The sequence below is a fragment of the Deinococcus hopiensis KR-140 genome (assembly GCF_900176165.1).
Lineage (GTDB): Bacteria > Deinococcota > Deinococci > Deinococcales > Deinococcaceae > Deinococcus > Deinococcus hopiensis.
This window is the reverse complement of record NZ_FWWU01000009.1, coordinates 379,992-404,069: the sequence shown is the minus strand read 5'-3', so window position 1 is coordinate 404,069 and position 24,078 is coordinate 379,992. Positions and strand designations below refer to the sequence as shown.

The 24,078-nt window shown below is 67.4% G+C and carries 25 protein-coding genes; 15 read left to right on the top strand and 10 right to left on the bottom strand.

The window, feature by feature from the left end; all coding sequences use genetic code 11:
- Nucleotides 1-9: 9 nt before the first annotated feature.
- Together B9A95_RS15380 and B9A95_RS15375 are read left to right on the top strand one after the other, a co-directional pair.
- Nucleotides 10-705, top strand: a complete 696-nt coding sequence (locus tag B9A95_RS15380) for a CHAD domain-containing protein (RefSeq protein WP_245808322.1) — start codon at nt 10-12, stop codon at nt 703-705.
- Nucleotides 706-875: 170 nt separating this feature from the next.
- On the top strand, nt 876-1,340 hold the full coding sequence (locus B9A95_RS15375; RefSeq protein WP_084048118.1) for an SRPBCC family protein: 465 nt from the start codon (nt 876-878) through the stop codon (nt 1,338-1,340).
- A 10-nt stretch (nt 1,341-1,350) separates the two neighbouring features.
- Here the strand turns inward: B9A95_RS15375 and B9A95_RS15370 are convergent, their stop codons facing one another.
- Nucleotides 1,351-1,821: a MarR family winged helix-turn-helix transcriptional regulator gene (locus B9A95_RS15370; protein ID WP_084048117.1), complete on the bottom strand. Its 471-nt coding sequence runs from the start codon at nt 1,819-1,821 to the stop codon at nt 1,351-1,353.
- A gap of 82 nt (nt 1,822-1,903) precedes the next feature.
- On the opposite strand from B9A95_RS15370, the gene B9A95_RS15365 reads away from it, so the two are divergent.
- Nucleotides 1,904-2,281, top strand: a complete 378-nt coding sequence (locus tag B9A95_RS15365) for a cupin domain-containing protein (protein WP_084048116.1) — start codon at nt 1,904-1,906, stop codon at nt 2,279-2,281.
- Between the two features lie 20 nt (nt 2,282-2,301).
- On the opposite strand, the gene B9A95_RS15360 is transcribed toward B9A95_RS15365, so the two are convergent.
- Entirely contained in the window at nt 2,302-3,480 is a 1,179-nt protein-coding gene (locus tag B9A95_RS15360; RefSeq protein ID WP_084050755.1) for a M20 family metallopeptidase, read from the bottom strand.
- A 121-nt stretch (nt 3,481-3,601) separates the two neighbouring features.
- Between B9A95_RS15360 and B9A95_RS15355 the strand changes: the two genes are divergently transcribed.
- The 4 genes from B9A95_RS15355 to B9A95_RS15335 all read left to right on the top strand — a co-directional run bounded on the left by B9A95_RS15355 (nt 3,602) and on the right by B9A95_RS15335 (nt 5,048).
- The gene (locus B9A95_RS15355) at nt 3,602-3,811 is read left to right on the top strand and encodes a hypothetical protein (RefSeq protein WP_084048115.1); all 210 of its coding nucleotides are present in this window, start codon (nt 3,602-3,604) and stop codon (nt 3,809-3,811) included.
- Between the two features lie 228 nt (nt 3,812-4,039).
- Nucleotides 4,040-4,249, top strand: coding sequence for a CopZ family metallochaperone (locus B9A95_RS15350; protein WP_084048114.1), 210 nt, complete (start codon nt 4,040-4,042; stop codon nt 4,247-4,249).
- A gap of 258 nt (nt 4,250-4,507) precedes the next feature.
- Complete coding sequence (locus tag B9A95_RS15340) at nt 4,508-4,717, top strand: DUF305 domain-containing protein (RefSeq protein WP_170928666.1); 210 nt, start codon at nt 4,508-4,510, stop codon at nt 4,715-4,717.
- 43 nt (nt 4,718-4,760) lie between these two features.
- Nucleotides 4,761-5,048, top strand: a complete 288-nt coding sequence (locus tag B9A95_RS15335) for a metal-sensitive transcriptional regulator (protein ID WP_342744624.1) — start codon at nt 4,761-4,763, stop codon at nt 5,046-5,048.
- A gap of 172 nt (nt 5,049-5,220) precedes the next feature.
- On the opposite strand, the gene folE is transcribed toward B9A95_RS15335, so the two are convergent.
- The 4 genes from folE to B9A95_RS15315 all read right to left on the bottom strand — a co-directional run bounded on the left by folE (nt 5,221) and on the right by B9A95_RS15315 (nt 9,777).
- Nucleotides 5,221-5,832 carry a GTP cyclohydrolase I FolE gene (folE, locus tag B9A95_RS15330; protein ID WP_084048110.1) on the bottom strand — a complete coding sequence of 204 codons (612 nt, stop codon included), beginning with the start codon at nt 5,830-5,832 and terminating at the stop codon, nt 5,221-5,223.
- 127 nt (nt 5,833-5,959) lie between these two features.
- Nucleotides 5,960-7,174: an adenylosuccinate synthase gene (locus B9A95_RS15325; RefSeq protein ID WP_084048109.1), complete on the bottom strand. Its 1,215-nt coding sequence runs from the start codon at nt 7,172-7,174 to the stop codon at nt 5,960-5,962.
- A 414-nt stretch (nt 7,175-7,588) separates the two neighbouring features.
- Nucleotides 7,589-8,194, bottom strand: a complete 606-nt coding sequence (locus tag B9A95_RS15320; RefSeq protein WP_212648333.1) for a transposase — start codon at nt 8,192-8,194, stop codon at nt 7,589-7,591.
- A 113-nt stretch (nt 8,195-8,307) separates the two neighbouring features.
- Nucleotides 8,308-9,777, bottom strand: a complete 1,470-nt coding sequence (locus B9A95_RS15315) for an E3 binding domain-containing protein (RefSeq protein ID WP_084048108.1) — start codon at nt 9,775-9,777, stop codon at nt 8,308-8,310.
- 271 nt (nt 9,778-10,048) lie between these two features.
- Here B9A95_RS15315 and B9A95_RS15310 point away from each other — a divergent pair, with 271 nt between their 5' ends.
- From B9A95_RS15310 to csaB, 4 genes are all read left to right on the top strand, one after another.
- Nucleotides 10,049-11,083 (top strand): Glu/Leu/Phe/Val dehydrogenase family protein, encoded by a 1,035-nt coding sequence (locus B9A95_RS15310; protein WP_084048107.1) that lies wholly within the window; start codon nt 10,049-10,051, stop codon nt 11,081-11,083.
- A gap of 61 nt (nt 11,084-11,144) precedes the next feature.
- Complete coding sequence (udk, locus tag B9A95_RS15305) at nt 11,145-11,759, top strand: uridine kinase (protein ID WP_084048106.1); 615 nt, start codon at nt 11,145-11,147, stop codon at nt 11,757-11,759.
- 118 nt (nt 11,760-11,877) lie between these two features.
- On the top strand, nt 11,878-13,785 hold the full coding sequence (locus tag B9A95_RS15300; protein WP_245808321.1) for a DUF5693 family protein: 1,908 nt from the start codon (nt 11,878-11,880) through the stop codon (nt 13,783-13,785).
- Nucleotides 13,782-14,753: a polysaccharide pyruvyl transferase CsaB gene (csaB, locus tag B9A95_RS15295; protein WP_084048105.1), complete on the top strand. Its 972-nt coding sequence runs from the start codon at nt 13,782-13,784 to the stop codon at nt 14,751-14,753. The genes B9A95_RS15300 and csaB overlap by 4 nt, the downstream gene beginning before the upstream one ends.
- 65 nt (nt 14,754-14,818) lie before the next feature.
- Here the strand turns inward: csaB and B9A95_RS15290 are convergent, their stop codons facing one another.
- Together B9A95_RS15290 and B9A95_RS15285 are read right to left on the bottom strand one after the other, a co-directional pair.
- On the bottom strand, nt 14,819-15,904 hold the full coding sequence (locus B9A95_RS15290) for a M20/M25/M40 family metallo-hydrolase (RefSeq protein ID WP_084048104.1): 1,086 nt from the start codon (nt 15,902-15,904) through the stop codon (nt 14,819-14,821).
- Between the two features lie 128 nt (nt 15,905-16,032).
- Entirely contained in the window at nt 16,033-16,458 is a 426-nt protein-coding gene (locus tag B9A95_RS15285) for a hypothetical protein (RefSeq protein ID WP_084048103.1), read from the bottom strand.
- 213 nt (nt 16,459-16,671) lie between these two features.
- Between B9A95_RS15285 and B9A95_RS15280 the strand changes: the two genes are divergently transcribed.
- The 3 genes from B9A95_RS15280 (at nt 16,672) to B9A95_RS15270 (ending at nt 20,116) form a co-directional block, all read left to right on the top strand.
- Entirely contained in the window at nt 16,672-18,084 is a 1,413-nt protein-coding gene (locus B9A95_RS15280) for a DR2241 family protein (RefSeq protein ID WP_084048102.1), read from the top strand.
- A gap of 56 nt (nt 18,085-18,140) precedes the next feature.
- A complete protein-coding gene (locus tag B9A95_RS15275; protein WP_084050753.1) occupies nt 18,141-18,938 on the top strand; it encodes a VC0807 family protein in 798 nt (265 codons plus the stop codon).
- Nucleotides 18,939-19,048: 110 nt separating this feature from the next.
- Nucleotides 19,049-20,116, top strand: coding sequence for a bifunctional nicotinamide-nucleotide adenylyltransferase/Nudix hydroxylase (locus B9A95_RS15270; protein ID WP_084048101.1), 1,068 nt, complete (start codon nt 19,049-19,051; stop codon nt 20,114-20,116).
- On the opposite strand, the gene B9A95_RS15265 is transcribed toward B9A95_RS15270, so the two are convergent.
- Nucleotides 20,103-20,348, bottom strand: coding sequence for a hypothetical protein (locus tag B9A95_RS15265; protein WP_084048100.1), 246 nt, complete (start codon nt 20,346-20,348; stop codon nt 20,103-20,105). The two genes, B9A95_RS15270 and B9A95_RS15265, sit on opposite strands and share 14 nt — an antisense overlap.
- Before the next feature lie 272 nt (nt 20,349-20,620).
- Nucleotides 20,621-22,195 carry a catalase gene (locus tag B9A95_RS15260; RefSeq protein WP_170928665.1) on the bottom strand — a complete coding sequence of 525 codons (1,575 nt, stop codon included), beginning with the start codon at nt 22,193-22,195 and terminating at the stop codon, nt 20,621-20,623.
- A gap of 319 nt (nt 22,196-22,514) precedes the next feature.
- Here B9A95_RS15260 and B9A95_RS15255 point away from each other — a divergent pair, with 319 nt between their 5' ends.
- Nucleotides 22,515-24,044: an alpha-amylase family glycosyl hydrolase gene (locus tag B9A95_RS15255; RefSeq protein WP_245808320.1), complete on the top strand. Its 1,530-nt coding sequence runs from the start codon at nt 22,515-22,517 to the stop codon at nt 24,042-24,044.
- Nucleotides 24,045-24,078: the final 34 nt, after the last annotated feature.

Sequence of the window (24,078 nt, the reverse complement as noted above, 5' to 3'; positions counted from 1 at the left end):
GGACGGGAAATGAAAGCAACCTGGGACGAGCTGTGCGCCGGGGACGAGGTGGCGGTTCACGAGGCGAGGAAGCTCTCGCGACGGGCCCAGGCCGAACTGCGGGTATCGGACGCGGGGGGGCGCAAGCGCCGCGCGTGGCGGGACCTGCGCCGGGCCGCCGCGCCACTGCGCGACCACGATGTGACGGGCGAACACCTGCGCGCGGCGCTGACGGAACTGGGGGTCGAGGACAGCACCCTGGCCTACTTCGATCAAACCTGGGCCGAGCGCCGCTCCCGCCTGCTGGCACAGACCGTCTGGCCCGAGCGGCCCCGCGGCTTCGACCTGAAAAGCGGCTGGAGGAAAGAGGCCCGCCACCTCGCCGAGCGGGACGGGCGACACCTGCTGAAACAGGGCCAGGCCGCGCTGAACGGCGGCGAGCCCCAGGCGTGGCACGACTGGCGAAAACGGCTCAAGCGCTACCGCTACACGCTGGAGCTGCTCGGTCAGGTGCCGCCCGTCCTGACCGAGGTGCTTAAAGCGCTGGGACGTCTGCAGGACGCCGAGTTGGTCCTCGCGCTGCTACATGCTGAGCCGGCGCTGCTGCGTTACGAACGGGCCCGGTTGATCGCGCGGGAAGAGGCCGCCCGGCACGCCGCGCAGGAACGGGTGCGCGAACTGTTTCCCGCGCTGACGGGTCTTTTCCCCGTGCAGTCCGGGGACTAAACGGGCACCTCCAACGCGAATATCCCGGAGCAGGCCTGGACTGGACTCCCCGAGACGGGTTCCGGTCGGTTCCTCTGCACGAAGGCCCTGAAGGCCACCTCAATGCAAAACCGCACCCCCTCGGCAGGGAACCGGTGCGGCACAATAGAGCGGCTTTCAGGAGGTGCAGTATGAACTTCAATCAGACAGGACAGGAACAGATTCAGGCCCCCCCCGGCGTGGTGTGGGCCTTTGTGTGCGACGCGGCGCGGGTGGCACGCTGCCTGCCCCACGTGCAGGACGTGGACGCGCGGGGCGAGGGAGCCGCCGAGGCGAGCGTGCAGGTGGGCGTCGGGATGCTGCGCGGCAAGTTCAAGCTGCGCGTGGAGGTCTTTCCCGACGCCTCGGCCCAGCACGTGCGGGTGCGGGTGCGGGGTGGCGGCCTGGGCAGCAATGTGGAGCTGAACGCTGGGGCCACGGTGGTGGACAACGGCGGCGGCACCACCCGACTGGACTGGAACGGTGAAGCCAGCCTCAGCGGGCCGGTGGCGAAAGTTGGGGGACGCTCCTTGGACGGCCGCCTTCAGGGCCTGATTCGTCAGACCTTCCGCAACATGGGCAACCAGCTGCGGACCCAGGGCGTGATGCTGGTCTAGAACCAGGGCACTACCTGTTCCCGTCGCCGTCCATCGCGTTCAGCTGCTCCAGGGCCTCGTTCAGGTTGTTCCACAGATCCTCTCCCAGCCGGGCGCGGTACTCGGCCTCAATGGCCCGCTTGACCTCCTGGGCGTCGAGCAAGTACTGCCAGCCGGAAGCTGTGAACTGAATCCGGGTGGCCCGTCCGTCTGCCGGATCGGGGCGGCGTTCCACGTATCCGCAGGTTTCCAGTTCGCCTACCAGCTGACTGGCGGCCTGCTTCGTCATCCCGGCCCGCTCGGCCAGCGTGACGATGCGCGTGCCCTCCGTCCCCAGGTGGGGCAGCAGGTTGGTGTGGGCCAGGCTCAGGGCCGTATGCCCCCGCGCATGAAGTTGTTCGAGAGCCAGCACGTTGTATGCGCGGGCCGCGCGGTGCAGGCGGCGGCCCACATGGGCCTGCCGGGCCTGTTCAAGGGCAGCGGGATCGGGTCCATTCTCCATTTTTGGTCAACCTCCTTGACCATTTGGACAGGTTACTTTACCATTTGGGTGGTTCGGCCTGCAGGCCAGCCAGGAGGCTCCCATGCATATTCTTCGTACCAAGCAGCAACATACGGTAGATACCCCCAATGGCAACCGGGTCACGCCCCTGGCGACGCCCCGCCTGGGCGCGGGCGAGGTTACGGTGATTCGCCAGCGGCAGGTTCCCGGCGGCTTCAACCCCACCCATACCCAGAGCCGTGAGGAAGTGCTCGTGCTGCTCTCCGGCCGGGTCACGGTGGGCAGCGGGGAAGAACGGAGCGAACTTCTCGCGGGGGACACGCTGATCGTCCCGGCCCATACACCCCACCAGATCGTGAATACCGGCTCCACCGACGCGGAGTGGCTGATCGTCTCGCCCACCGGCATGCAGTTTTTCCGAGAGGATGGAGAGGAGATGCGCCCAGGCTGGATCGCCTGACACCTCCCCTTTCCATACCGTCAGCCGGGCTGCGTCAGCCGCAGCGCCGCGGCGTGCAGCATCCGCACGCCCGTTTCCAGGCTCACCTCGTCAATGGTGAAGCGGGGGTGGTGGTGCGGCCAGCGGCTGTCCTCCGCATCACTGCCCGAACCCACGTTGAAGTACGCGCCTGGAGCCTTTTCGAGGTAAGCGCTGAAGTCTTCGCCGCCCATCGTTGGCTGGGCGTCCTGATACTGCTCGGGGCCCACCGTCTCCACCGCGATCTCCCTCAGCCGCTCGGCCACCCAGGCGGTGTTGATCACGGGCCGGTAGCCAAACTCATACCCCAGTTCATACGTCGCGCCGTGCGCCTCGCACACACCCTTGATCACACGCTCGATCAGTTGAGGAGCGCGCTGGCGCAGCTCCGGGTCAAAGGTCCGCACCGTGCCCTGCAGGACAGCCGTGTCGGGAATGACGTTGTGGGTGGTGCCGCTCTGGAAGTAGGTGATGGACACCACCAGCGCGTCGAGGGCGGCCACGTGACGGCTGACCACGTGCTGGAGGTTGGTCACAACCTGCGCGCCCACGGCAATGGGGTCCACCGTCTGCTCGGGGTGCGCGCCGTGCCCTCCCTTGCCGCGAATGGTGAGGTGCAGGCTGTCGGGCGCGGCCATAAAGGCACCCGGCTTGACGGCGACCACCCCAGCGGGCAGCTGGCTGTTGAGGTGCAGGCCCGTCACGACGTCCACGCCGTTCATGAGGTCCGTTTTCATCACGAGTTCCTCGGCCCCGCCCGGCCCAATCTCCTCGGCATGCTGGAAGATCATGCGGACCTCTCCCGGTACGGCCTCACGCTGCGCCGAGAGCAGCCGCGCCACGCCCAGCAAAATTGCGGTGTGCCCATCGTGCCCACAGGCGTGCATCTTGCCGGGCTTTTGCGAGCGGAACTCGAAGGTGTTCTCCTCCTCGATGGGCAGGGCGTCGATGTCGGCGCGCAGCAGCAGCGTTCGGCCCGGCTGCGCGCCCTTCAAGACCGCGAGGACGCTGGTGGCTGTGGGCCGCGAGACTTCCAGCCCCCGCATCCGCCGCAACTCGGCCTCGATGTACGCCGCCGTCTCGTGCTCCTCGAAGCCGACTTCGGGGTTCATGTGCAGGTGCCGCCGCCAAGCCACGAGCTGGTCACGCAGGTCTGCCACCGGGTCCACGGTTTGTGTCATGAACGCAGTGTAGGCCGCAGAGCCCACCCGCCGCTCCGTGAGACTGGACACACGCCGGCCGCGGGGGAAACTTGAGCCGCCCCTCAGCAACTTTCCCGCGCGTCGTGTCGTAATACAGGGTATGAAGACTCCCCGCAGCAGGTCCGGCGGCACCCTCGGCAAGGTGATGATGTATGCGCCCATCGCCCTCGAACTCCTGACGCTGATGCGGCGTAGCCAGGGCAAGAGACGTGGCAAATACACCAAGGCCCGAAAACGCGACCGCGCCTTCGACTTCCTGCTGGGGCAAGCCCAGAAGCGGATGAAGAAGCAGGGCGCGAGGCGCTGGTAGGGGTGCCCTGGGAAACAGGGTTTGAGGCGTGATACGGATTCCAGATCATCCGCTCCGGTGATTCCACGCCTCTCCGTGACCACTTTTCCTGCTTGCGCCGCTCGGGTTGGCCCATGACTTCATCACGGATGAACCGGAGTCCTTGTGAGGCGCTCGGAATTCTGCTTTTCCCGGGGCCTCACCCCTCCTCGCCTTGACCCCCCCTCCACCCGGGTCTACCCTAACCCCATGACCACGGAACTGAACATCAGCGGAATGAGCTGCGGCCACTGCGTGAAGGCCGTTGAGAAGGCCCTGGGCGACGTGCCCGGTGTGCAGGGCGTGCGGGTGGACCTGGAGGGCGGCAAGGCCACTGTGCAGGGCGATGCCGGGACGCAGGCGCTGATCACCGCCGTGACCGAGGAAGGGTACGGAGCGGCGGTGGCAAACCAGCGGTGAGTCGCGCCGCTGACAGGTGGACACAAGCACATGGGCAGGCACGCGGAACATCGCCCCTCTTCCCTGCGTCCTCCCAGCGGGTTGAAGGACCTCCAGGACAGGCCTTCGCTCAGGCGTTTCTGGGCGCGTGATCGCCCACCACCGGGAAACCGTGGGTATGGCGAAGTCGGAGTTCGCGGCAGGCGGGGATATCCGGGTAAAGGCGGGAGTCCAGCGGGTGATTACAGCGCAGCGTCGGGGGACCGCTCAAATGGAGGTGTGGCGCAAGGTGGGGGCCACCCCAGGTGGGCCTGGGACCGCTGGTTTCTGACCCCGATGATCGCGCATCGCCAGGGCGCGGTCGAGATGGCGAAGCCCGGATTTACCCGGAAGAAGAGCGCCAAACTGCGTAAGCTCGTCACGACCATCATTCGGGGCCAGACGGCCGAGATCAACAGGTACCACACCTCGTTGGAGGACGTGAAATGACCGGCGCGCCCACCGCTCCCCCCTCTGCCACACCGAGGCCAAGCTGCGCATACCGGAAGGTGCCCACGAGCGCGCCATCCACCGCCTGAGCATTGCGTGGGGGCACCCCGAAGGCATCGTGCGAGTACTGGAGCAAGAGGACGCCTACGGCGTGGACGTGCTGCGCCAGATCAAGGCCGTGCAGAGCGCTTTGACCGGAGTCGGAGAGGGTGCGCTGCGCGGCCACCTCGAAGTCCGCGTGGCGACGGCAATCCCCCGGGGCGACACGGTGGAGATGGCAGAGGAACTGATGGAGGCGCTGCGGTACCGGTATGACACGAGACCAAAGTGATTCCCGTATGTGGCAAAGTCGGTGGTGAGGCTGTAAAACTCGTCTGTGAATACCCAGTGCGGAGTGGCTCTCATGCACCAAAAGGTGGAAATCACTTTAGTTCCGTATGACGTGTAGAAACAGCGGGAGGGAGCCCTTCATGCGGCTCCCTCTCGTTTTGCGTTGGGCTTACCTACCGTGACCGCAGCGTTCCCTGCACCGCGCTCATAAACTCGGCGCGGGTGCGGGCGTCACTTTTGAAAAGGCCGCGCATCGCGCTGGTGGTGGTAGACGAGTTCTGCTTTTGCACGCCGCGCATCGCCATGCACAGGTGCACGCCTTCCATCAGCACGGCCACGCCCCTGGGGTCGAGCAGTTCGCTCACAGCGTCGGCAATCTGGGTGGTGATGCGCTCCTGCACCTGCAGGCGGCGCGAGTACAGGTCCACGATGCGCGCGAACTTGCTCAGGCCCAGGATCTTGCCGTCAGGGATGTAGGCGATGTGGGCGCGGCCGTAGAAGGGCAGCATGTGGTGTTCGCACATGGAGTAGAACTCGATGTCCTTGACGATCACCATTTCACTGCCGTCAGCCTCAAACACGGCGTCCCCGGCAGCGTCTTGCAGGCTCTTGTGGTAGCCGGCCGTCAGAAAGCCCCAAGCCTTGGCGACGCGGTGGGGCGTCTTGAGCAGGCCCTCACGCTCAGGGTCTTCCCCGACGGCCGCGAGCCAGCCGTGCGTCAGGTCACGCAGTCCCGGCACCTCCTGCCCCTCGTCGTCGGCACTGATGGTGGGATGAATGGTCAAATTATGTCTCCTTCCCGCACCGAGGGGCGCGAGTGAATGGAGAAAAGTGTAGTGGGCGGGAGAAGCAGGGACTGTGGGAAAAGCGGTGGGCTGTCAGCCATCCGTATAGAGGCTGATGACCGGCAGCTCATCCCCAAGACACCTCACCGTAGGTCTGCTCGCGGGCAGGGCCACACGAGAAGATCACCACGGGGCAGTTCACCGTCTCCTCAATCAGGTCGAGGTAAGCCTGGGCTTCTTTCGGCAGTGTCTCGCGGCTCGTGGCCCCATCGGTGGTGGCCCAGCCGGACAGCTCGCGGTAGACGGGCTGGCCCTCGGAGCCGTAGGCCGTGCACACCTTGATGGTGTCCAGACCGGCCAGAATGTCCATCTTGTTGATAACCAGCCCGTCGAAGCCGTTCACGTCTACCGCGTAGCGCAGCAGCTCCAGGTCCAGCCAGCCCACCCGGCGCGCGCGGCCAGTGGTGGTGCCGAACTCGTCCCAGGGCTTGGAGCCGTCACCGCGCAGTCGGGTTTCCATCTCACCGAAAACCTCCGTGGCGAAGGGGCCATGGCCCACGCGCGTGTTGAACGCCTTGGCGACGCCGTAGACCTTGCCCACGGCCTTGTGGTTTACGCCCGCACCCACCAGGATGCCGCCCACGGTGGGGTGGCTGCTGGTCACGAAGGGATAGGTGCCGTAGTTCAGGTCGAGCAGGGTGGCCTGCGCGCCCTCGAACAAGACGTTGGCCCCGTTTTTGATGGCCTGGCGGAGGTCGGTACCCGTATCGCGCACAAAGGGCAGCAGGGCGTCACGGATGGGCAGCAGGTAGCCGAGGGCGTCGGCGACGCTGGTCCAGCCCGCGTCGCGGGTGGAGTTGGGCTTGGCCTCCAGCAGGCGCTCCACGCGCTCGCGCAGGGTGGTCTCGTCGGCGAGGTCCCCGAAGCGGATGCCCACCCGCCGGGCGCGGTCCGCGTAAGCCGGGCCGATGCCGCGCCCCGTGGTGCCCACGAAGTCCTTGCGGCCGTCCACGTACTTGTGGTGGGGCAGCACGAGGTGAGCGCGGTCACTGATCCGCAGCTCCGGGGTCAGCCCACCGTCAAGCAGGTTCTGACGCTCGGCGAGGAATTTCTCGGGGTCAATCACCATGCCGTCGCCCAGCACGCTGACGGTTCCGGGATGCAGAACGCCACTGGGCAGCAGGTTGAGCTTGAAGGTCTGTCCCTTCGCCGTCACGGTGTGCCCAGCGTTCGCACCGCCCTGATAGCGCACCACGTACCCCGCCTGCGGGGCGAGGAAATCGGTGATCTTGCCCTTGCCCTCGTCTCCCCACTGCGCGCCGATAATTGCAATTCCAGGCATGATTCTCCTTGGTGCTGGGCTCACAGGCCCAGCCGAGCGAAGCGAGTGCCACCCACAAGGGTTGGGCGGCGGTGGATGAACCGGGACAGCGCCCTTTCTGCCCGGTTCAGGAACCAGAGTCAATTCCTTCATGTCTCCCACCGCGCGCTCAGACTTGCCTCTCTTCATCCACCTGGAGCAAAAAAAGCACGGCGCGCAGCACCGTACCTCAGTGTAGCCGGATGTGGAGGCGGAGTGGGGTGGGCCTGTCCAGGGAGCCGCCAGCCATCAGCTCTCCAGCCATCAGCTCTTCGCTGTACTTTGGGGGAATTGCGCCCAGACGCAACCGGGTGCAGGCCTGTGATGGGTTGACCTTGGCGGAGGTGGTGAAGCCAGGCAATCAAAGTCTGGGCGCTGCCGGCCACAACGGTCCGTTCACGTTCGGGACACCAGCGCTGAACGAGGCGCAGCATCTGCCGTGCCCAGTCCAGCAAGGTTTTGCGCCGATGTCTGCGTTGCTGGTGAGAGCGTTTCTGACGGCACGCGTGCCGTCAGAAACGGCAAGGCCCAGATGCGCTGTGCCCATGGAAGAGGAGGCGGCAGCATGAGGCTCAGCCAGCGAAGACCGCTGGCTTTCACGAAGTGACCATGGCTGGAGCGAACAGGATCACGGTAGATACCCTTGGCGCTGATGTTCACGCCTGTGCGACGCTCGACCGTGCCGTCCAAGCCGAGGACGAGCGGGCCAGTGGGAACAAAGGCGGTGACCCACAGGCCCAGCAAGACGCGACTGGGGTGGAGGCTGAACCAGCGTGCCTGGTTCAGCACGCGGTGGCAGGTGCCGAATCTGGAATCATCGGCCAAACCCAAGACGTTCAAGGCCGCCACTGCTCGCCTCCCGGGTGCCAGGAGGGTGCCGATGATCAGCCGTTGGACCTGCGGCCAGGTTCTGCGAGAGAACGCCGGCGCAAAGGCATCAACACTGCGGGTGAACCCCTGCGGCAGAGCTGACCTGCTCAAGTCTGCCAGGGGCAACAGCACGCTGTTGCCCCTCCCGATGGCCAAAATCGAGCTTCGCAGTCAGCAAAAGACAAAGGCAGGAAGCCCCCGCCTAGGCGGGGGCTTCCTGCTGGTGTTGCTGAACCCAACCGCCCTTACAGCACCAGGATGATCGGCTCTTCCAGCGTCGCGGCCACATTTGCCAGGAAGCGTGCGCCCTGGGCGGCGTCCACGTTACCGTTGAGTGTCAGGGCAGCGAGGCCGTTCTGCACGCGGCCCACGCTGAGGGTGACCGTATGGGGCAGGTGCAGGTCGTCGAGGTCGAGCGTGCCCGCGTCGATGACCAGCAGGTCTGCAGTGCCTTCCTGCTCTCCTGTGAAGGACGAGAGTGCTCCGCGCAGCGTGCCGCCCTCCACGGGACGGGCCACCGAGGCGTTCAGGTCCTGCACAGCCACCGCGCTCAGGCCCAGACCGTCGGCGTGACGCTGGGCGGCGCGGGCCACGAGCAGGCCGAGCGGTACGTCCTGCCCGAGCGCACTGACGAGTTGGCGGCGCAGGTCCGACAGGGCGGAGACGTTGGCGTCACGGCGCAGGTACGTGCCGAACCACACCGCGTCACGCACGGGAGCAGCCGGAACGGGCATGGAAGCAGGCGCGGGGGCCTGTTCGGCAACTGGCGCGGGCGGGGCCACCTCGGGCGCACGCACCTCTTCCACCGCTGCGGGCACCGCCTCAGCAGCGGGAGCGAGCGGGATGGCTTCCTCCTCGGCCTCCACCACACGGGGCGCGTCAGGGAGGGTGGGTGCAGCCGCCGCCACTTCCGGCATAGGCGTGGGCAGGGGCGGCGTGACCGGGCTCTGCGCGGCAGCGGCGGGAGCCGGGACGCTGGGCGTAGGAGCGCTGGGCATCGGAGCGCTGGGCATCGGCACGGAGGGCGTGGTCTGGGCGGGAGGCGGTGTCGGCTGGCCGGCGCCAGGTTGGTACAACCGCGAGAGCAAGCTGCCCAGGCCCGCCTTTGCGCCGCCTGCAGGGGGTGCGGACGGAGACGGCGTGGGGGCGGAAGCCGCCGGTGTGGGGGCCGCGCCGAGGGACGGCATAACCGGCGCAGCGGGCGTGGGCAGGTCCGGCACGGCGGGCACCACTTCAGGCGTCTGCACCGGAGCGGGCTGGGCGGGCGCTTCCTCCACGCGAGCCGAGAAGGAGGGCATGGCGGGTGGCGTCGGCTGAACGGGTGCCGGCTCCTGCTCGTCTTCCAGCTCGAATTCCAGATCGTCGTCGGGAGCGCTCGCGGCGGGGGGCACGGGGGGCGTCGTGGCGGCGGGCGCGGGCTGACTGACAAGCGCGGCCAGGTCTGAATCCACGCCCGCGCTGCTGAGCATGTCCATGGAGGGCATACCAGGCGCGAGCAGGCCGCCGCCGGGGGGCAGCTCGGTGCCGGTCCATTCGGGCGGTGGGGCGTCTACGGGGGTGGACGGCGGCTCTTCCTCGCCGCTCATGATGCGCGTGAGGTGATCGATCACGTCTTGCTCGACGATGGTGCCGCCCGGGCCGGTGCCGCGCAGGTTCCGCCATTCGAGGCCGTTTGCTTCTGCCAGGATCTTGGCGAGCGGAGCAATCTGTTCCATATCACTTCCCCCTTTGCGCGCCCCGGGCCACGTGTAGGCCAGGGGTGATGCCGTTTTGCGTCGCGAAGTGCAGGTATTGTGCCATCTTCGCCAGAGTGGCGTCTCGGGCCTGACAGGCTTCTTTCAAGCATAAAGGAGCCTGCGCCGGTATGGGCCGATTTCGCGCGCGCCGGGCCGCGCGGTGATAGGCTCAGGAAGTTACCGTGCGGACGCGCCCCTCACGCAGGCAGGCCGCGCCCCGGCATAGCCAGGTCAGGGAGTCAGGGAGAAGATGCAGATATTCGAGGAGATGCAATCGCGCGGGCATGAGGCCCTCACGCTGCTCCACCACGCCCCCAGCGGCCTCAAGGCGGCCCTGGCGGTGCATTCGACGGTGCTGGGACCCGCCATCGCCGGTGTGCGGCTGCGCCCGCTGCCGGAGGAGGAAGCTCTGCGCGGCGCGCTCGCCCTCAGCGAGAGCCTGACCCTCAAGGCGGCGCTGGCCGGGCTGAACTACGGTGGGGGCGCATGCGTGCTGCTGATGCCCGAAGCGGGAGTGGACGATCCCCACGCGCGCGAAGCGCTGTTTCGCGCCCTGGGGCGGCAGGTACGGCCCCTCGCGCCCCGGGTGGTGCTCACCGAAGACATCGGCGTAACGCCGGGCGACATCGCCTTTGTGGCGCAGGAAACGCCCGCCACCCTGGGCGTGAACACCGACACCAGCCGCGTCACCGGCTACGGCGTGTACCGGGGCATGAAGGCGGCGGCCCGCTTCGCCCTGGGCAGCGAGAGTCTGCGCGGCGTACGCGTCGCCATCCTGGGCGTCGGCGCGGTGGGGCGCACCCTGGCCGAGCACCTGCACCGTGAGGGCGCGCGCCTGACGGTGGCCGACGCCCGTTCCGAACGTGCCGAGGACCTCGCCGACGAACTCGGCGGGCTGAGCGTGCTGAGCACCGAGGACCTCTTCGACGTGCCCTGCGACGTCTTCGCGCCGTGCGGGTACGGGCATTCCATCCGCTCGGCCCAGGTGCCCCGGCTGCAGTGCCGCCTGATCGCGGGGGGCGAGCACCATCCCCTCTCGAGAACCGGCGAGGCCGCCGTCAAGGAAGCGGGCATCGTGTATATGCCCGACTTCGCCATCAATGCGGCGGGACTGATTGCGGCGGCCTCCTCACTGACCCCCGAGCAGGCCGCCGAGCGCGTCTACGCCACCGTCTCGCGCATCACCGCCGTGGCCGAGCAACTGGGCAAGCCGCCGCACCTGGTCGCCCGGCGCATGGCCGAGCGGCGCATCGACCTGATCGGCAACCTGGGGCGGGGAGCGTGAGCAGCGTGTTTGGGAACTGGGGGGGTCTGCTGACCGCTGACCGCCGCGCCTGGAGGCGCCCGTGACCTCCCCCTTCGTCATCGGCGTGGCGGGAGGCTCGGGCAGCGGCAAGACCACCGTGACGCGGCGGGTGATCGAGACGGTTGGGCCGGGGGGCGTGGCGGTGCTGAGCCAGGACAACTACTACCGCGCCCAGGACGACATCGCGCCCGAGGTGCGGCGTAAGACCAACTACGATCACCCGGCGGCCTTCGACTGGGAATTGCTGCGCGAGCATCTGGACGCGCTGCTGTCGGGCGTGCCAATCGCCATGCCCGAGTACGACTTCACGCAGGACAACCGCTCACCCGTGACCACCACTGTGCTGCCCGCCCCCGTGGTGGTGCTGGAAGGTTTCTTTGCCCTGTACGACGCCGAACTGCGCGACCGGATGCACCTCAAGGTCTTTGTGGACGCCGACGCCGACGTGCGCTTTATCCGCCGCCTGCTGCGCGACACGCAGGAGCGCGGGCGCTCATCCGAGAGCGTGATCGGCCAGTACCTCGAGTACGTGCGGCCCATGCACCTGTCGTTCGTGGAGCCCACCAAGCGTTATGCGGACGTCATCATTCCCCACGGCGGCATGAACGAACCCGCGCTCGACATGCTCGCCGCACGCATCCGCACCACGATCTGACCTTGGCTCCCGTCCCGCCTCCTCCTTTGGAGGGACGACTTCCGGGCCCGGAGGCCGTCACGCTGGGCGCGGCACCTGCCGGCCTCCTTCCCCCCGCCCCTCTCCTCTGCCTCTTAGGATGTCTTCCGTGACCGAGCCGAACCCCACCCGCCCACCCCTCCTGCAAGACCGGGCGGGCCCCCTCCTGCCCGCCTCCGCGCCGCCCGTTCCCGCGCCCACCCGCACGCGCTTCTTGCGGCCCCTGCTGGGCGTGATCCTGCTGTCGCTGATTCCAGCGCTGCTGCTGGCGTGGCAGCGCGTGCAGTTCGAGCAGGCGCAAAAAACGGTCTCGCTGGTCATGGACTACCAGGCGATGGGCGTGCAGGCGCAGCGGGTGGGCAAGACGCCGCAACAGTTGCTGGACGAGTACAAGGCGCTGGGCGTGAACGGAGTGTCACTGTACGAGGACGTGATCGGCAACCTCGTGCAGCGGGGCGAGATCTACGAGCGCCGGGGCGCGGACCTGGCCGCCGAGCATCCCGGAGCCGGGTTCAAGCCGCAGTGGATCTACCTGCGCCCGCTCAAGCCTGGGGCCACGGACCGCCTGCCCGCGCGCTACACCATTCCCGTACAGAACATCACCGCCGGGGGACAGACCTGGCAGGGCTGGCCCACAGACCCCGACTTCCTGCCCTCGGGGCCCGACGAGGCGCTGATCGCGGGCCTGAAAAAGCAGGGTCTGGTGCTGGTCTACCGCCCCTACGACGATGAGGCGCTGCGTGAGCCTGCCGCCGACTGGCCCGACGTGCCCTTCATCGCCTTCAACGGCGACGAGGTGATTGGCGCGCGCACCCCCGAGCGGCTGGCGAAGGTGGACGCGGCGCTGGGAAGACGCCTCCCTGCGGTGATCGAGGGCTCGGTGCAGCGAGAACTGGACACGCTGGTGAAGGCGCACGGCGCGGTGCGGATGTTCGCACTCAACCCCTCGTGGCAAAACCGGCTGGGGCCAGACGCGGTGGCGAGCAAATTCAACCTCGCCGCACGCGAGCGCAGCCAGCGCATCCTGTACCTGCGCCCCTTTCCCACGGTGTACGAGACGAAGGAATTCCTGAAGCGCACCTCCGAACTGCTTGCCAAGTCCGGGGTCAAGGTGGGGATGCCGGTGGTCACGCCCTTCGAGCCGAGTGCCATCCTGCGCGTCCTGAGCCTGCTGGGCCCGCTCGCCGCCCTCGTGTTACTGGGCCTGAGCTTCCCGCTGCCCCGGCTGGGACTGGCGGTGGCGGTGCTGGCGGGACTGGCCGCGCTTGGCCTCAACGGCTTTCACCCCTTCGAGGGTGGCGCGCTGATCGCCGCGATCACCTTTCCCGCGCTGGGACTGGTACTGCGGCGCTCCCGGGTCACCGACTGGTTCCTGGCAACGGGCCTGTCGCTGATCGGCGTGCTGTTTGTCTCGGCCCTGGGGGCCAACCGCGAGAGCGTGCTGGGGCTGGAGCCTTTCAAGGGTGTGGGCCTGACGCTGCTGGTGCCGCTCCTTCTCGTGGGCCTGAGCTTCCTGCCCCGGCAGGACGTGCGCAAGACGGCCCGCGACCTGTACAACACGCCGCTGCGGCTGGGCGATATCGGCGTGATGGCCGCCGCGCTGGGCGTGTTCGCGCTGGTCTTCCTGCGGCGGGGCAACGCGACGGGCCTGGGCGTCAGCGACGCGGAGGCCAGTGTGCGGCAACAACTTCAGGACACCATCGTCCGCCCGCGCTTCAAGGAACTTGCCGGGCATCCCCTCGGCATCATCGGGCTGGGCGGCGTGCTGCCCGGCTACTTCAGCACCATGATGGTGCTGGGCGGTGTGGTGGGGCAGGCGAGCATCCTCAACACCTTCTCGCACTTTCACACGCCGCTGCTGATCAGCGCCCAGCGCTGCTTTCTGGGCCTCGGGATCGGGCTGCTGGTGGGGCTGGTCCTGACCCCTGCACTGAAGTGGGCGCTCAACTTCTGGGCCGGATACGGGGCCCGCCGCCCGGTGGCCGGAGCGTCAGAGGGCCAGGCGTGAGGGTGACGGTCAGCGGTTACTACGGCTTCGGCAACACGGGCGACGAGGCGATTGCCCTGGCGATCAGCCGCGCCCTCAAGGCCCGGGGAGCCGAGCCGCTGCTGCTCTCAAACACGCCGGAGGAGACGGCCCGCACCTACGGCTGCGAGAGCGCGCCCCGGATGCAACCGCTGGGCCTGCTCGCCGCGCTGGCCCGCTCCGGGGTGGTGCTCTCGGGCGGGGGTGGGTTGCTGCAAGACCGGACGAGCGCGCGCAACCTGACGTACTACCTCGGCGTGATCCGGGCCGCGCGACTGCTGCGAAAGCGAGTGGTGGTTTTCAACCAGAGCATCGGTCCCCTCTCGCCGGAAGGTGGGCGGCGGGTGGCGGCAGCCCTTCGGGGCGTGCCGGTCATCGTGCGGGACCGGGGCAGCCTGGAGACGCTGCGCGCCCTGGGGCTGGAGGGCGAACTTGGCGGCGATCCGGCCCTGCTCCTCTCCCCTACGCCTGGGCTGACGCCGGACCCGAGGCGGGTGATCCTGGCCCCACGCGGCGACGTGACGGACGCGACCGAGGGCCTGAGGTCCGTGGCCGCAGCCCTCCGTTCTCAGGGCCGCCACGTGACTGCCCTGAGTTTCATGCCGGACCACGACGATGGGGCCGCGCGGAGCCTTGGCGCAGACGAAGTGCTTGGCACCCGCGATCCCCAGGTGGCCCTCGACGCCATCGCGTCCAGCGGCTTTGTGATCGGTGTACGGCTCCACGCAGTGATCCTGGCGGCGGCGGCAGGCGTGCCCTTTGCGGGCGTGGCCTATGACCCCAAGGTGCAGGGCTTTTGCGACGACGCGGGGGCGCCGGCTCACCCCACAGCCTTTGGCGCGCAGGCGGTCACGGCCCAGGCCCTCGCCCGAACAGCTCCCGACTGGGACGCCGTAGCAGAGATGAAAGCTCGGGCAGAGCGGAGCTTTACGCGGGCGCTGGGACGATAGCGCCGGGCACAAAAGGGGCGGGGACATGCTGAGAAAGGCTGCCCCGTCCCTTTTGCCCGCCTTTCCTACACCACCGGACGCCGCTGGTACAGCTCCACCATCTGCCGCAGAAATTGCAGGCCCGGTCCCAGACTGCTCGCCTGCACCCACTCGTCCTCGCGGTGGGCGTTGCCGCCGCGGTACACACCGAGGGCGATGGCGGGCAGGCGGTGGGGCGCGGCGGCGTTGGCGTCGGTGCTGCTGGACGCGAGGCGCAGCTCGGTGCGGCCCAACCGGGCAGCCTCGCGCGCCAGGGCGAGGAGGGGCTCGGCGCCCAGGTCCCCGCCGGGCCGGTCTCCCACCCGCTCCAGCCGCAGCGACACGCCGGTGGAGCGGGCAGCCACGTGCAGCGCGTTTTGCGCCCGCGCGTCCAGGTCTGCCAGCGCCACCGGGTCCAGCGAGCGCAGGTCCAGCAGCAGTTCGGCGCTTCCGGCGATGGAGTTCACGCTGGTGCCGCCGTGGGCCAGCCCCACGTTCAGGGTGGTGCGCGGCGTCGTGGGGCGGTGCAGGGCGTACAGGGCGCTGATGGCCTCGCCCAGGGCGTGCAGGGCGCTGGGCCCCTGGTCTCCCCAGGAGTGCCCGCCCGGCCCCAGGAACACGGCCCGGTAGCGCCGCACGCCCACCGCCCGCGTGACGGCCACGCCGAGGTATCCGTCCACCGCGATAAAGGCCCCGAGTTGTGAACGGTGCTGCGCGATGAGGTGCTTGGCCCCGCGTAGGTCTCCCAGGCCCTCCTCGCCCACGTTGGCGGCCACCCACAGCGGGCGGCGCAGCATTCCTTCTGCGCCGCGCAGGTCCCGCAGCAGAGCGGTCACGACGGCGAGGCTGGCGCTGTTGTCACCCACCCCCGGCCCCACAAGGCGGCCCCGGTCCTCGCGCACCGTCACGTCGGTGCCGTGGGCGAACACGGTGTCGAGGTGCGCGGCGAGCAGCAGCGCGGGCAGGCCCTCGGTACCTGGTGGCGTCAGGCGGGTCAGGACGTTGCCCACCTCGTCGCGCGTCACCACGTAGCCCAGGTCCTGCCACAGCCGCGCGACAAGCGACGCCCGCTCGCCCTCCCCAAAGGTGGGTGCGGGCGTCTGCGCGATGCGCGTGAGGTACGTCAGGGGCATTCGGGCGATTGTACCGGGTCAAGGGGGTGTGGGACGTGGGTGTGGCCTGTAGCAACAGCGCATTTTTCACGCCCCGATTAAAAAGACCCCCGCGCCACAGGGGCCGAGGGTCTACCGAACGCGACCGTTTACCGCCGGAGCATCTTGCTGCCGATCATGGCGGCCAGGCCCACCAGCCCGGCCTTTACCATGGGATTGCCCAGCGCGCCGCCGGGGGCAAAGGCGGCTTCCAGCGGGCTACGGCCGTCTTGCATAGGAGCCTGGGCCACCTGGGTGTAAGCGTTGGCAAGGTCATTGGGATCGTCGTGGCGCACGCTCTGGACCGGGTTGGCGGGGCTGTTCACGATGGCGTCGCCCATCTGCTGGCGCTGGTCTTGGGGCATCTGGCCGAAATAGTCGCCCAGCACCTGCTGGCGCTCCTGGGGCGAGGCGCTTTGCAGGTAGTCGCGGACGTAGGCGGCGGCTTCCTGCGGGCTGACAACGCCGTCGCCGTTCACGTCGCGGGGGTCGATATTGGCCATCTGCTGGTGACGCTCGGTCTGATCGAAAAACATCCTTGTACCTCCTGAGGAATGGAGCAGCTGACCGTCCCACGGCGGGACCGTCCAGGGCTGAACGCAGAAACGGCCTTACCTTAAGCAGCGCTCCCCCGGCGCGAGTGAGGGCACGCTTTACCGGGATTTATGCCGGGACGCGGGGCCAAGGCGGGCACAAGGGCGTGCGGAAGGACATTCCGGGCCGGCGGGCGCTGCTAGATTGCCTCCCGTATGCGTTCCCTCGTGCTGATCGGTCACGGTTCCCACCTCAACGGCGAGTCGGCGGGAGCCGTCTACCGCTACGCCGAGCTGATCCGGGAGCGCGGCCTCTACGACGAGGTGGTGGAGGGCTACTGGAAGGAAGAACCCTCCCTGCGCCAGGTCCTGAAAACCACGCGCAGCACCGATGTGACGGTCATTCCCATGTTCATCTCCGAGGGTTACTTCACTGAGACTGTGATTCCCCGTGAACTGGGTCTGGGCCATCAGGGCCCCGTGCCCGGAGAGGGCATCGCCCGCGTGCTGGGAGGTCGCACCGTGCGCTACACGCTGCCCTACGGCGTGCATCCCTCCATGTCGGAGGTGATTCTGGCCCGCGCCCATGAGGCGCTGCCAGACCTGAATCCGGGGGACACCGCCCTGATCGTGCTGGGCCACGGCACCACCCGCAACGAGAACTCCAACCGCGTGATCTACCAGAACGCGGACCGCCTGCGCGAATCGGGCCACTTTGCCGAAGTGCACGCCCTCTTTCTCGACGAGGACCCCAGGGTAGGCACCTGGCCGGAAGTGGTCCGCTCACCGAGGGTGGTGGTGGTCCCCTTCTTCGCGTCCGAAGGCTGGCACACGTTGGAAACCATTCCCGAGGACATGGGCCTGACGGGTGAGGTGACGGTGTTTGAGGACCACCCTTCCGGTTCCCAGACCGTGTATTACGCCCGACCCGTGGGCACCCACGCCCTCGTGGCCGAGGTGGTGCTGCACCTCGCCGAGGAGGCGAGAGGCGCGTCGGAACGCGGCGGCGACGAGGACCGCACCCACGCGGAGGCCTGGCACGCCTTCATGGCCCTCGCGCAGGAGGGCGTGCGCCTGGGCGAGGCGCTGATCACGCCCCACGGCAGCCTGTACGAGATCAGGCACGCGCTTGACGAGGGCCGCCCCTCCGATGCGCTCACCACCGTCGTCACTCCAGAGGGTCTGCGGGACCTGACCAGGCAGGACGAGGGCGGACGCCACCGTCCGGTCCACACCTTCCGCAATCTGCCGCGTGGCTGGCGGGCGGTGCTGTCGGTGACAGACCTGCCCCAGGGCGTGCATAACCTTTACCCCGCCGTGGTGGAGGAAGGCTACGCCCACCACTGCCACAGCCTGCGGGCCACGCCCTGGCCCACCACCGCCCGCCGTCAGACCGGCATCTACGCCAAAGTCAGCCGCGCCACGCCCGAGCAGGTGGAGGCTGTGGCGAAGGACGTGTGCAGCCGCTGTCTCAAGACCCGCCTGTGGGCCGGGGAAAAGTTGCCGCGAACCTTTTTCACCCGCGTGCCCGGCGCGATTCCCTGCCCCGAGGCCTGCACCTACTTCATTGCGGAGGCCCGTGAGGAGGTCAGCGGCAAGCGGAGCCAGGGCGGGCACGACCACGGATAGAGGCGCAGTGAGGGTGTCCTTCCCGCTCCTCACCCTGGGGTGAGAGAATGCGCTCCATGACCGCCCCGCAAGCCTCGCCCCCCACACCGGCCAAGTCCCGTGCCCGCGTGCCGAAAACTGTCTGGGACCTCGTATTCACCCTCGCCGTTCCCATCCTGATCCTCAGCAAGGACATGCTGAGCAGCGGCATCAGCGTGGCGGAGTTGCTGGGAGGCGGCACCGCAGGAAACGTCCGCGCGTACCTGCTCGCGGCGTTTGTGCCGGTGGTATACGTGCTGTGGGACATCCTCGTCAACAGGAACCTCAGCCCAGTGGCCCTGTTCGGCGGCGCGGGGGCGATTCTCAGCGGGGCGCTCGCCTTCTGGTACGTGGACGGCTTCTGGTATGCGGTCAAGGACAGCGCGCGGTCTTACCTCACCGGCCTGCTGTTTCTGATCAGCGCCGCCACCAGTGTGCCCCTGCTGCGCGTGCTGCTCGACGCCTTCAGCATCGGCGAGAAGCCCGAGGACCGGGCCGCGACCCAGCAGGCCATGCGCGATCCCACGGTGCACCGCGCCCTCGTGTTGGGAACCGTCGTCTATGCCGCCCTTGACCTGATCGGCGGCGTGGTGAACAGCATCGTGAACTACCAGCGGGTCACGGCCAAGTTCGGCTCAGATACCTTCAACGAGCAAATCGCGCAGGTCAACGCCATCATGCGTTTGCCCAGCATGGCCATCGGCCTCATCGGCATTGGCCTTGCCATCGCCCTGGTGCAGCGCGCGGTCAAGCGGCGCTACGGAGCGGAGGCCAGCCTGCTGGAGCCCGGCAAACTGACCGAGAAGATGCGCGAGGGTGGGGAACTGCGGGCGTAACGCTGCCGTCTCTCCACGCCTGAGCTCCGCCTTCAAAGGTCTTTTCCTTGGACCCACCGGCACCCTGATCTTCTCATCCTTCAAATCTACCCAGGAATGAATCATGAGGAATGACCCAGCCGCGTGACCTGGCGCTTGCCCCTCCTCCACCCACGCGTACCCGGCGGCGGACCTTTGGGGTGTATATCGGCCGCTTCGAGCCGCCGCATGGAGCGCACCTGCTGGTGATGCTCGAAGCCCTGCAAAGTGTGCAGAAGCTGATCGTGGTGATCGGCTCAGCCCGGGCGGCGCGCAACACCAAAAATCCCTTCACAGCGGAAGAGCGTCAGGATGTGATCGCGGGGATGCTCGCTGAGGCTGGCGTGGCGCGCAGCCGCGTGCTGTTCGTGCATGTGCGCGACTACTTCTACAATGAGAGCCTGTGGCTGTCCGAAGTGCAGGGCGGCGTGGCCGAGCACACGCGGGGCAGCAGCGACGTGGCCCTGATCGGCCACATGAAGGACGAGAGCAGCTACTACCTGCGCTCCTTTCCCGCCTGGGAGTTCATTCCCACCCACGTGGTCAGTTCCCTGAACGCCACCGACGTCCGCAAGGCTTTTTTCGAAGACCGACTGGGCGACGTGCAGGGCATGGTGCCGCCCGCCGTCCACGCCTTTCTGGGTGCGTTTCACAGCACGTCCGAGTACGCCGAGCTGCGCGCCGAGTACGACTATCTGCGCGAGTACCGCGCGGCGTGGGCAGGCACACCCTTTCCGCCCGTGTTTGTGACGGCGGACGCCGTGGTCACCCGCAGCGGGCACGTGCTGGTTGTGCGCCGTGCGGGGCTGCCCGGACGCGGACGCCTCGCCATGCCCGGCGGTTTCCTCCAACCGGACGAGACCTTGCTCGCCTGCGCCGCCCGCCGCGCCACCGAGGAAACGGGCCTCAGCGAAACGTTGGACCTCGCCACCCGGGTCCGGACGCAGGCGGTGTTCGACTACCCCAGCCGCAGCCAGCGCGGGCGCACGGTGACGCACGCCTACCACTTTGACCTCGGGATCGGCCAGCTGCCTGTGCTGCGCGCGGCTGCCGACGCCGCCGAGGCGTTCTGGATGCCACTGTCCGAGGCCCTGGCCCGGCCCGAGCTGTTTTTCGAGGACCACCACGCCATCATCGAGCACTTCCTCATGCGGGGCTGAGGGAGCCCTCCCGCGGCTCCCATTCTCCTTCGGCGCGCCTCAGGCGCTTGGCGAGCCGGCCCTGCTGCTCCACCGTCAGGAGCCGCACGGGCGAAAGAGCAGCCTGGTGTGAGGAGACATCCAGGTCCTCGAACACCCGCCCGGCAAAGCTCCGGGCCGACGCATACCTCGGAAGAGCCTGCAGGTCGTGGTTTTGCAAGAAGGCGGAGTTGAATTGCTCGGGAGCAAGCACCGCTGTGGCGCCTCAGCTGAAGGTGCAGATTTTCCCACTCCTCGCGGGGGAGGTCCACTCTCCCCGCTCCCTGTGCCGCGCCAACACCGGCGTCACGGCCCTCCCAGGAGGTTCTGGTTGCGGTTGAGAACAACGTTCCAGGCCCTCCCCGACAGTACTGGCCCCAGGTCAGGACGGCAAAACAGGCAGTCCGTCATGGTCTGCTGAGTGTGCCGCGTGTGTGGGTGAGGCCGCTCCCTTCCCGAGTGGAGCGGCCTCACCCCTGGAAACGGTCAGTAGGGCTGGGCCTCGTGGCTGCGCTCCTCGGCCTGCTGCACGCCTTGCTCTTTCTTCTCCTCGGCGCTCTGGCGGACCTGGGCGAGGCCTTCCGCCACACGCCGGCCATAGTCCGGGTCACACTGCGTGAACAGGTCGATCATCCGGTCCTGAATGACCTGCGCGGCGTCCTTGAGGTTGGCGACGAGGTTGCCGATCAGGTCCTCGCGCTCCCAGTCCTCGAAGTTGCGGTACTGCTCGCCCGCCTGCTGAAAGTCGTTCGTGCGCTCCAGCGTCTGACGAACGAGGTGGCCCTCCACCCAGGGGGTGTGGTCGGGGTGCGTCCTCGGGGCTTCTTTCAGTCCATTCAGGCTGGAGGGCTCGTAATTCACGTGGGGGTTCTGGCCAGGCGCGGCGTCCACCCGGTAAGCCATCTGGCCATCGCGCTGGTTGGTCGCCACGTGCGTTCTGGGCGCGTTGATGGGCAGTTGCAGGTAGTTGGGCCCCACCCGGTAGCGCTGGGTGTCCGAGTAGGCGAAGGTGCGGCCCTGCAGCATCTTGTCGTCGCTGAAGTCCAGCCCGTCCACCAGCACGCCGGTGCCGAAGGCCGACTGCTCCACCTCGGCAAAATAGTTCTCGGGGTTGCGGTTGAGCGTCATGCGGCCCACCGGCAGCCAGGGGAACTGCTCCTTGGGCCAAATCTTGGTATCGTCCAGCGGATCAAAGTCGAGTTCGGGGTGCTCGCCGTCCTCCATGATCTGTACACACAGTTCCCACTGGGGATAGTCCCCGCGCTCAATGGCCTCGAACAGGTCCTGGGTGGCGTGGTTGAAGTTCTTGGCCTGAATGGCTTCTGCCTCAGGCTGGGTCAGGTTGCGAATGCCCTGTAGGGGTTCCCAGTGGTACTTGACGAGCACCCCCTCGCCCCTGTCGTTGACCCACTTGTAGGTGTTCACGCCGCTGCCCTGCATGTGGCGGTAGTTGGCGGGAATGCCCCAGGGCGAGAACAGCAGGGTGACCATGTGCATGGCTTCCGGCGTGTTGCAGATGAAGTCGAAGATGCGCTCGCCACTCTGGCGGTTGGTTATGGGGTCAGGCTTTTGCGAGTGGATCAGGTCGGGAAATTTGATGGCGTCGCGGATGAAAAACACCTTGAGGTTGTTCCCCACCAGGTCCCAGTTGCCGTCCTCGGTGTAGAACTTCACCGCGAAGCCGCGCGGATCACGCAACGTTTCCGGGGAGTGGCCGCCGTGGCCCACCGTGGAGAAGCGCACGAACACCGGGGTCTGCTTGCCCTTCTCCTGAAACAGCTTGGCACGGGTGTATTTCCCCACAGGCTCATCGCCCACCGTGCCGTAGGCCTCAAAGACGCCGTGCGCCCCGGCTCCCCGCGCGTGTACCACGCGCTCGGGAATACGTTCGCGGTCGAAGTGGCTGATCTTTTCCAGGAAGTGGTAGTTCTCCAGGGTCGTGGGGCCGCGGCTCCCCACAGTGCGGAGGTTCTGGTTGTTGGTGACGGGGTGGCCCTGGCGGGTAGTCAGGGTCTGCTCTCCCGTGGACGATTGGTGCGCCTGATCTCGCGGGTCGGTCATGACCATATCGTGCCTGCTCAAACGGGGACCTCGCTATTTAGACGTCTAATTAGACCTTGAGAAAATCTCCATTTCCTGCACATGAAGGGCGCTGAAGCTCCATTTCTCCATCCACCCCAGTGAGCAGCGCTGGACAAAGCAGCGAAGAGCACCTTAAGATCGCAACGTTCACAAAATTCAACTTGTGCGTGCAGGCGCATCTGGGAGACGTATGTCGAAACGAACTTTTGGCGGCCTACTGGCCTTAAGCCTTGCTCTTGCCTCTTGTGGAATCACTTCCACGCCTTCAGGCTCCTCCACCACAGCGTCAACGGGCGAAGTGCACGCTCAGGCAGTTGGCGGAACGAACATCGATACCTGGAGGCGGCAGATCATCTACCTCACGCTGCCGGACCGTTTCAACAATGGAACTACTTCCAACGACAATGCAGGCGCACCCAACTGCTTCAATAAGGCCAGCGCCACCAAGTTTCACGGTGGGGACCTGGCGGGCCTGCGCCAGCAACTCGGCTACATCAAGGGCATGGGCGCGAGCACCCTATGGACCACCCCCGTGTACGCCCAGGTGGGCGAGGTCAACGGGGGCACAAGCAACGCAGCCTGCGGCTATCACGGCTACTGGCCAAACTTCAAGAATCCAGCCGACACGGCCACCGAGCCCAAACTGGGCACAGGTGCAGACCTCTCCGGCCTGATCACGGACCTGCACAACAACGGAATGAAGTACATGATGGACATGGTCGCAAACCACGCGGGCTACGCCGCGAGCGTGGCGCAGACCAATCCGGGCTGGTTCCACTCCACCTGCACGGGCGACGACATCAACTGTCCCCTCGCCGGGCTGCCCGACTTCCGGCAGGAGGACAGCACGGTGGCGAATTACCTGACCAACCTCAGCAGGAGCTGGACGGGCACTTACGCGATCGACGCCATCCGCATGGACACGGCCAAACACGTGCCCCTGAGCTACTGGCAAAGCTCGTGGATTCCGGGTGTCCTCGCCGCGCGGCCAAATACCTTCCTGCTCGCGGAAGCCTTTTTGACGGGCAGCGCGTCGCAGCTCAAGCCCTTCTACGACGCGGGCTTCGACTCCACCTTCAACTTTCCGCTGCGAAACGCGCTGGTAAGCGGCTTTGCCAGGGCCGGTGGCCTGGACGCGGTGGCTGCCAGCACCCAGGACTACGTGAACACACTGGGCTTGAACCGCGCGCTGCTGACCGTGAACATTCTGGACAACCACGACGTGCCCCGCTTCCTCAACGAACCCGGCTTCGGTGTGGCGGAGGACGAGATTCGCCGCCGCTACCACCTCGGGCTGGGCGCGCTGTTTACGCTGCCGGGTATTCCCCAGCTCTACTACGGTGACGAGATCGGCATGTACGGCGGCGCGGATCCCGACAACCGGCGCGACATGCCCTCCTGGGCATGGACGAGCACGGGCCGCGCGGGCACCTACAGCGGCTTCCTGCCCAATCCGGGGCTGACCTACAACCTGGTGCAGAAGCTGGCCTCGGTGCGGACGAACAACGCTGCCCTCTGGAAAGGTACGTATGCCGAGCTGTGGCGGCCCAATGGCGGCACGAACGTCTATTCCTTCTACCGGGGCTACAGCGACAGCACCACCGCCAGCCGCATCATCGTGGTGTTCAACAACAACCCTTCCTCGGCCAGCGTGACCCTGAACATCGGCGCGAACACCGGCATCAGCAGCGCGGACCGCACGTACCTGGCCGCGCGCACCTTCGATGACCAGGCCGGACAGGGCGCGCCCGCCACCGCCACGAGCAGCGGCGGCAACCTGACCGTGAATCTACCGGCCAAGACCTTCGCCATCTACAGGGCCCGCTGAGGCGAGCAGCAAGCGAAGCTCAAGGCTCCCCGCG

Excerpts from the sequence above, each read along its gene's own strand:
- B9A95_RS15260 (WP_170928665.1), bottom strand. The coding sequence starts at position 22,195 with ATGACCGACCCGCGAGATCAGGCGCACCAATCGTCCACGGGAGAGCAG.
- B9A95_RS15310 (WP_084048107.1), top strand. The coding sequence starts at position 10,049 with ATGCAGATATTCGAGGAGATGCAATCGCGCGGGCATGAGGCCCTCACG.
- B9A95_RS15290 (WP_084048104.1), bottom strand. The coding sequence starts at position 15,904 with ATGCCCCTGACGTACCTCACGCGCATCGCGCAGACGCCCGCACCCACC.
- B9A95_RS15315 (WP_084048108.1), bottom strand. The coding sequence starts at position 9,777 with ATGGAACAGATTGCTCCGCTCGCCAAGATCCTGGCAGAAGCAAACGGC.
- B9A95_RS15360 (WP_084050755.1), bottom strand. The coding sequence starts at position 3,480 with ATGACACAAACCGTGGACCCGGTGGCAGACCTGCGTGACCAGCTCGTG.
- B9A95_RS15300 (WP_245808321.1), top strand. The coding sequence starts at position 11,878 with ATGTCTTCCGTGACCGAGCCGAACCCCACCCGCCCACCCCTCCTGCAA.
- B9A95_RS15355 (WP_084048115.1), top strand. The coding sequence starts at position 3,602 with ATGAAGACTCCCCGCAGCAGGTCCGGCGGCACCCTCGGCAAGGTGATG.
- B9A95_RS15350 (WP_084048114.1), top strand. The coding sequence starts at position 4,040 with ATGACCACGGAACTGAACATCAGCGGAATGAGCTGCGGCCACTGCGTG.
- B9A95_RS15370 (WP_084048117.1), bottom strand. The coding sequence starts at position 1,821 with ATGGAGAATGGACCCGATCCCGCTGCCCTTGAACAGGCCCGGCAGGCC.
- B9A95_RS15275 (WP_084050753.1), top strand. The coding sequence starts at position 18,141 with ATGACCGCCCCGCAAGCCTCGCCCCCCACACCGGCCAAGTCCCGTGCC.
- B9A95_RS15270 (WP_084048101.1), top strand. The coding sequence starts at position 19,049 with ATGACCCAGCCGCGTGACCTGGCGCTTGCCCCTCCTCCACCCACGCGT.
- B9A95_RS15365 (WP_084048116.1), top strand. The coding sequence starts at position 1,904 with ATGCATATTCTTCGTACCAAGCAGCAACATACGGTAGATACCCCCAAT.
- B9A95_RS15325 (WP_084048109.1), bottom strand. The coding sequence starts at position 7,174 with ATGCCTGGAATTGCAATTATCGGCGCGCAGTGGGGAGACGAGGGCAAG.
- B9A95_RS15285 (WP_084048103.1), bottom strand. The coding sequence starts at position 16,458 with ATGTTTTTCGATCAGACCGAGCGTCACCAGCAGATGGCCAATATCGAC.
- B9A95_RS15375 (WP_084048118.1), top strand. The coding sequence starts at position 876 with ATGAACTTCAATCAGACAGGACAGGAACAGATTCAGGCCCCCCCCGGC.
- B9A95_RS15280 (WP_084048102.1), top strand. The coding sequence starts at position 16,672 with ATGCGTTCCCTCGTGCTGATCGGTCACGGTTCCCACCTCAACGGCGAG.
- B9A95_RS15380 (WP_245808322.1), top strand. The coding sequence starts at position 10 with ATGAAAGCAACCTGGGACGAGCTGTGCGCCGGGGACGAGGTGGCGGTT.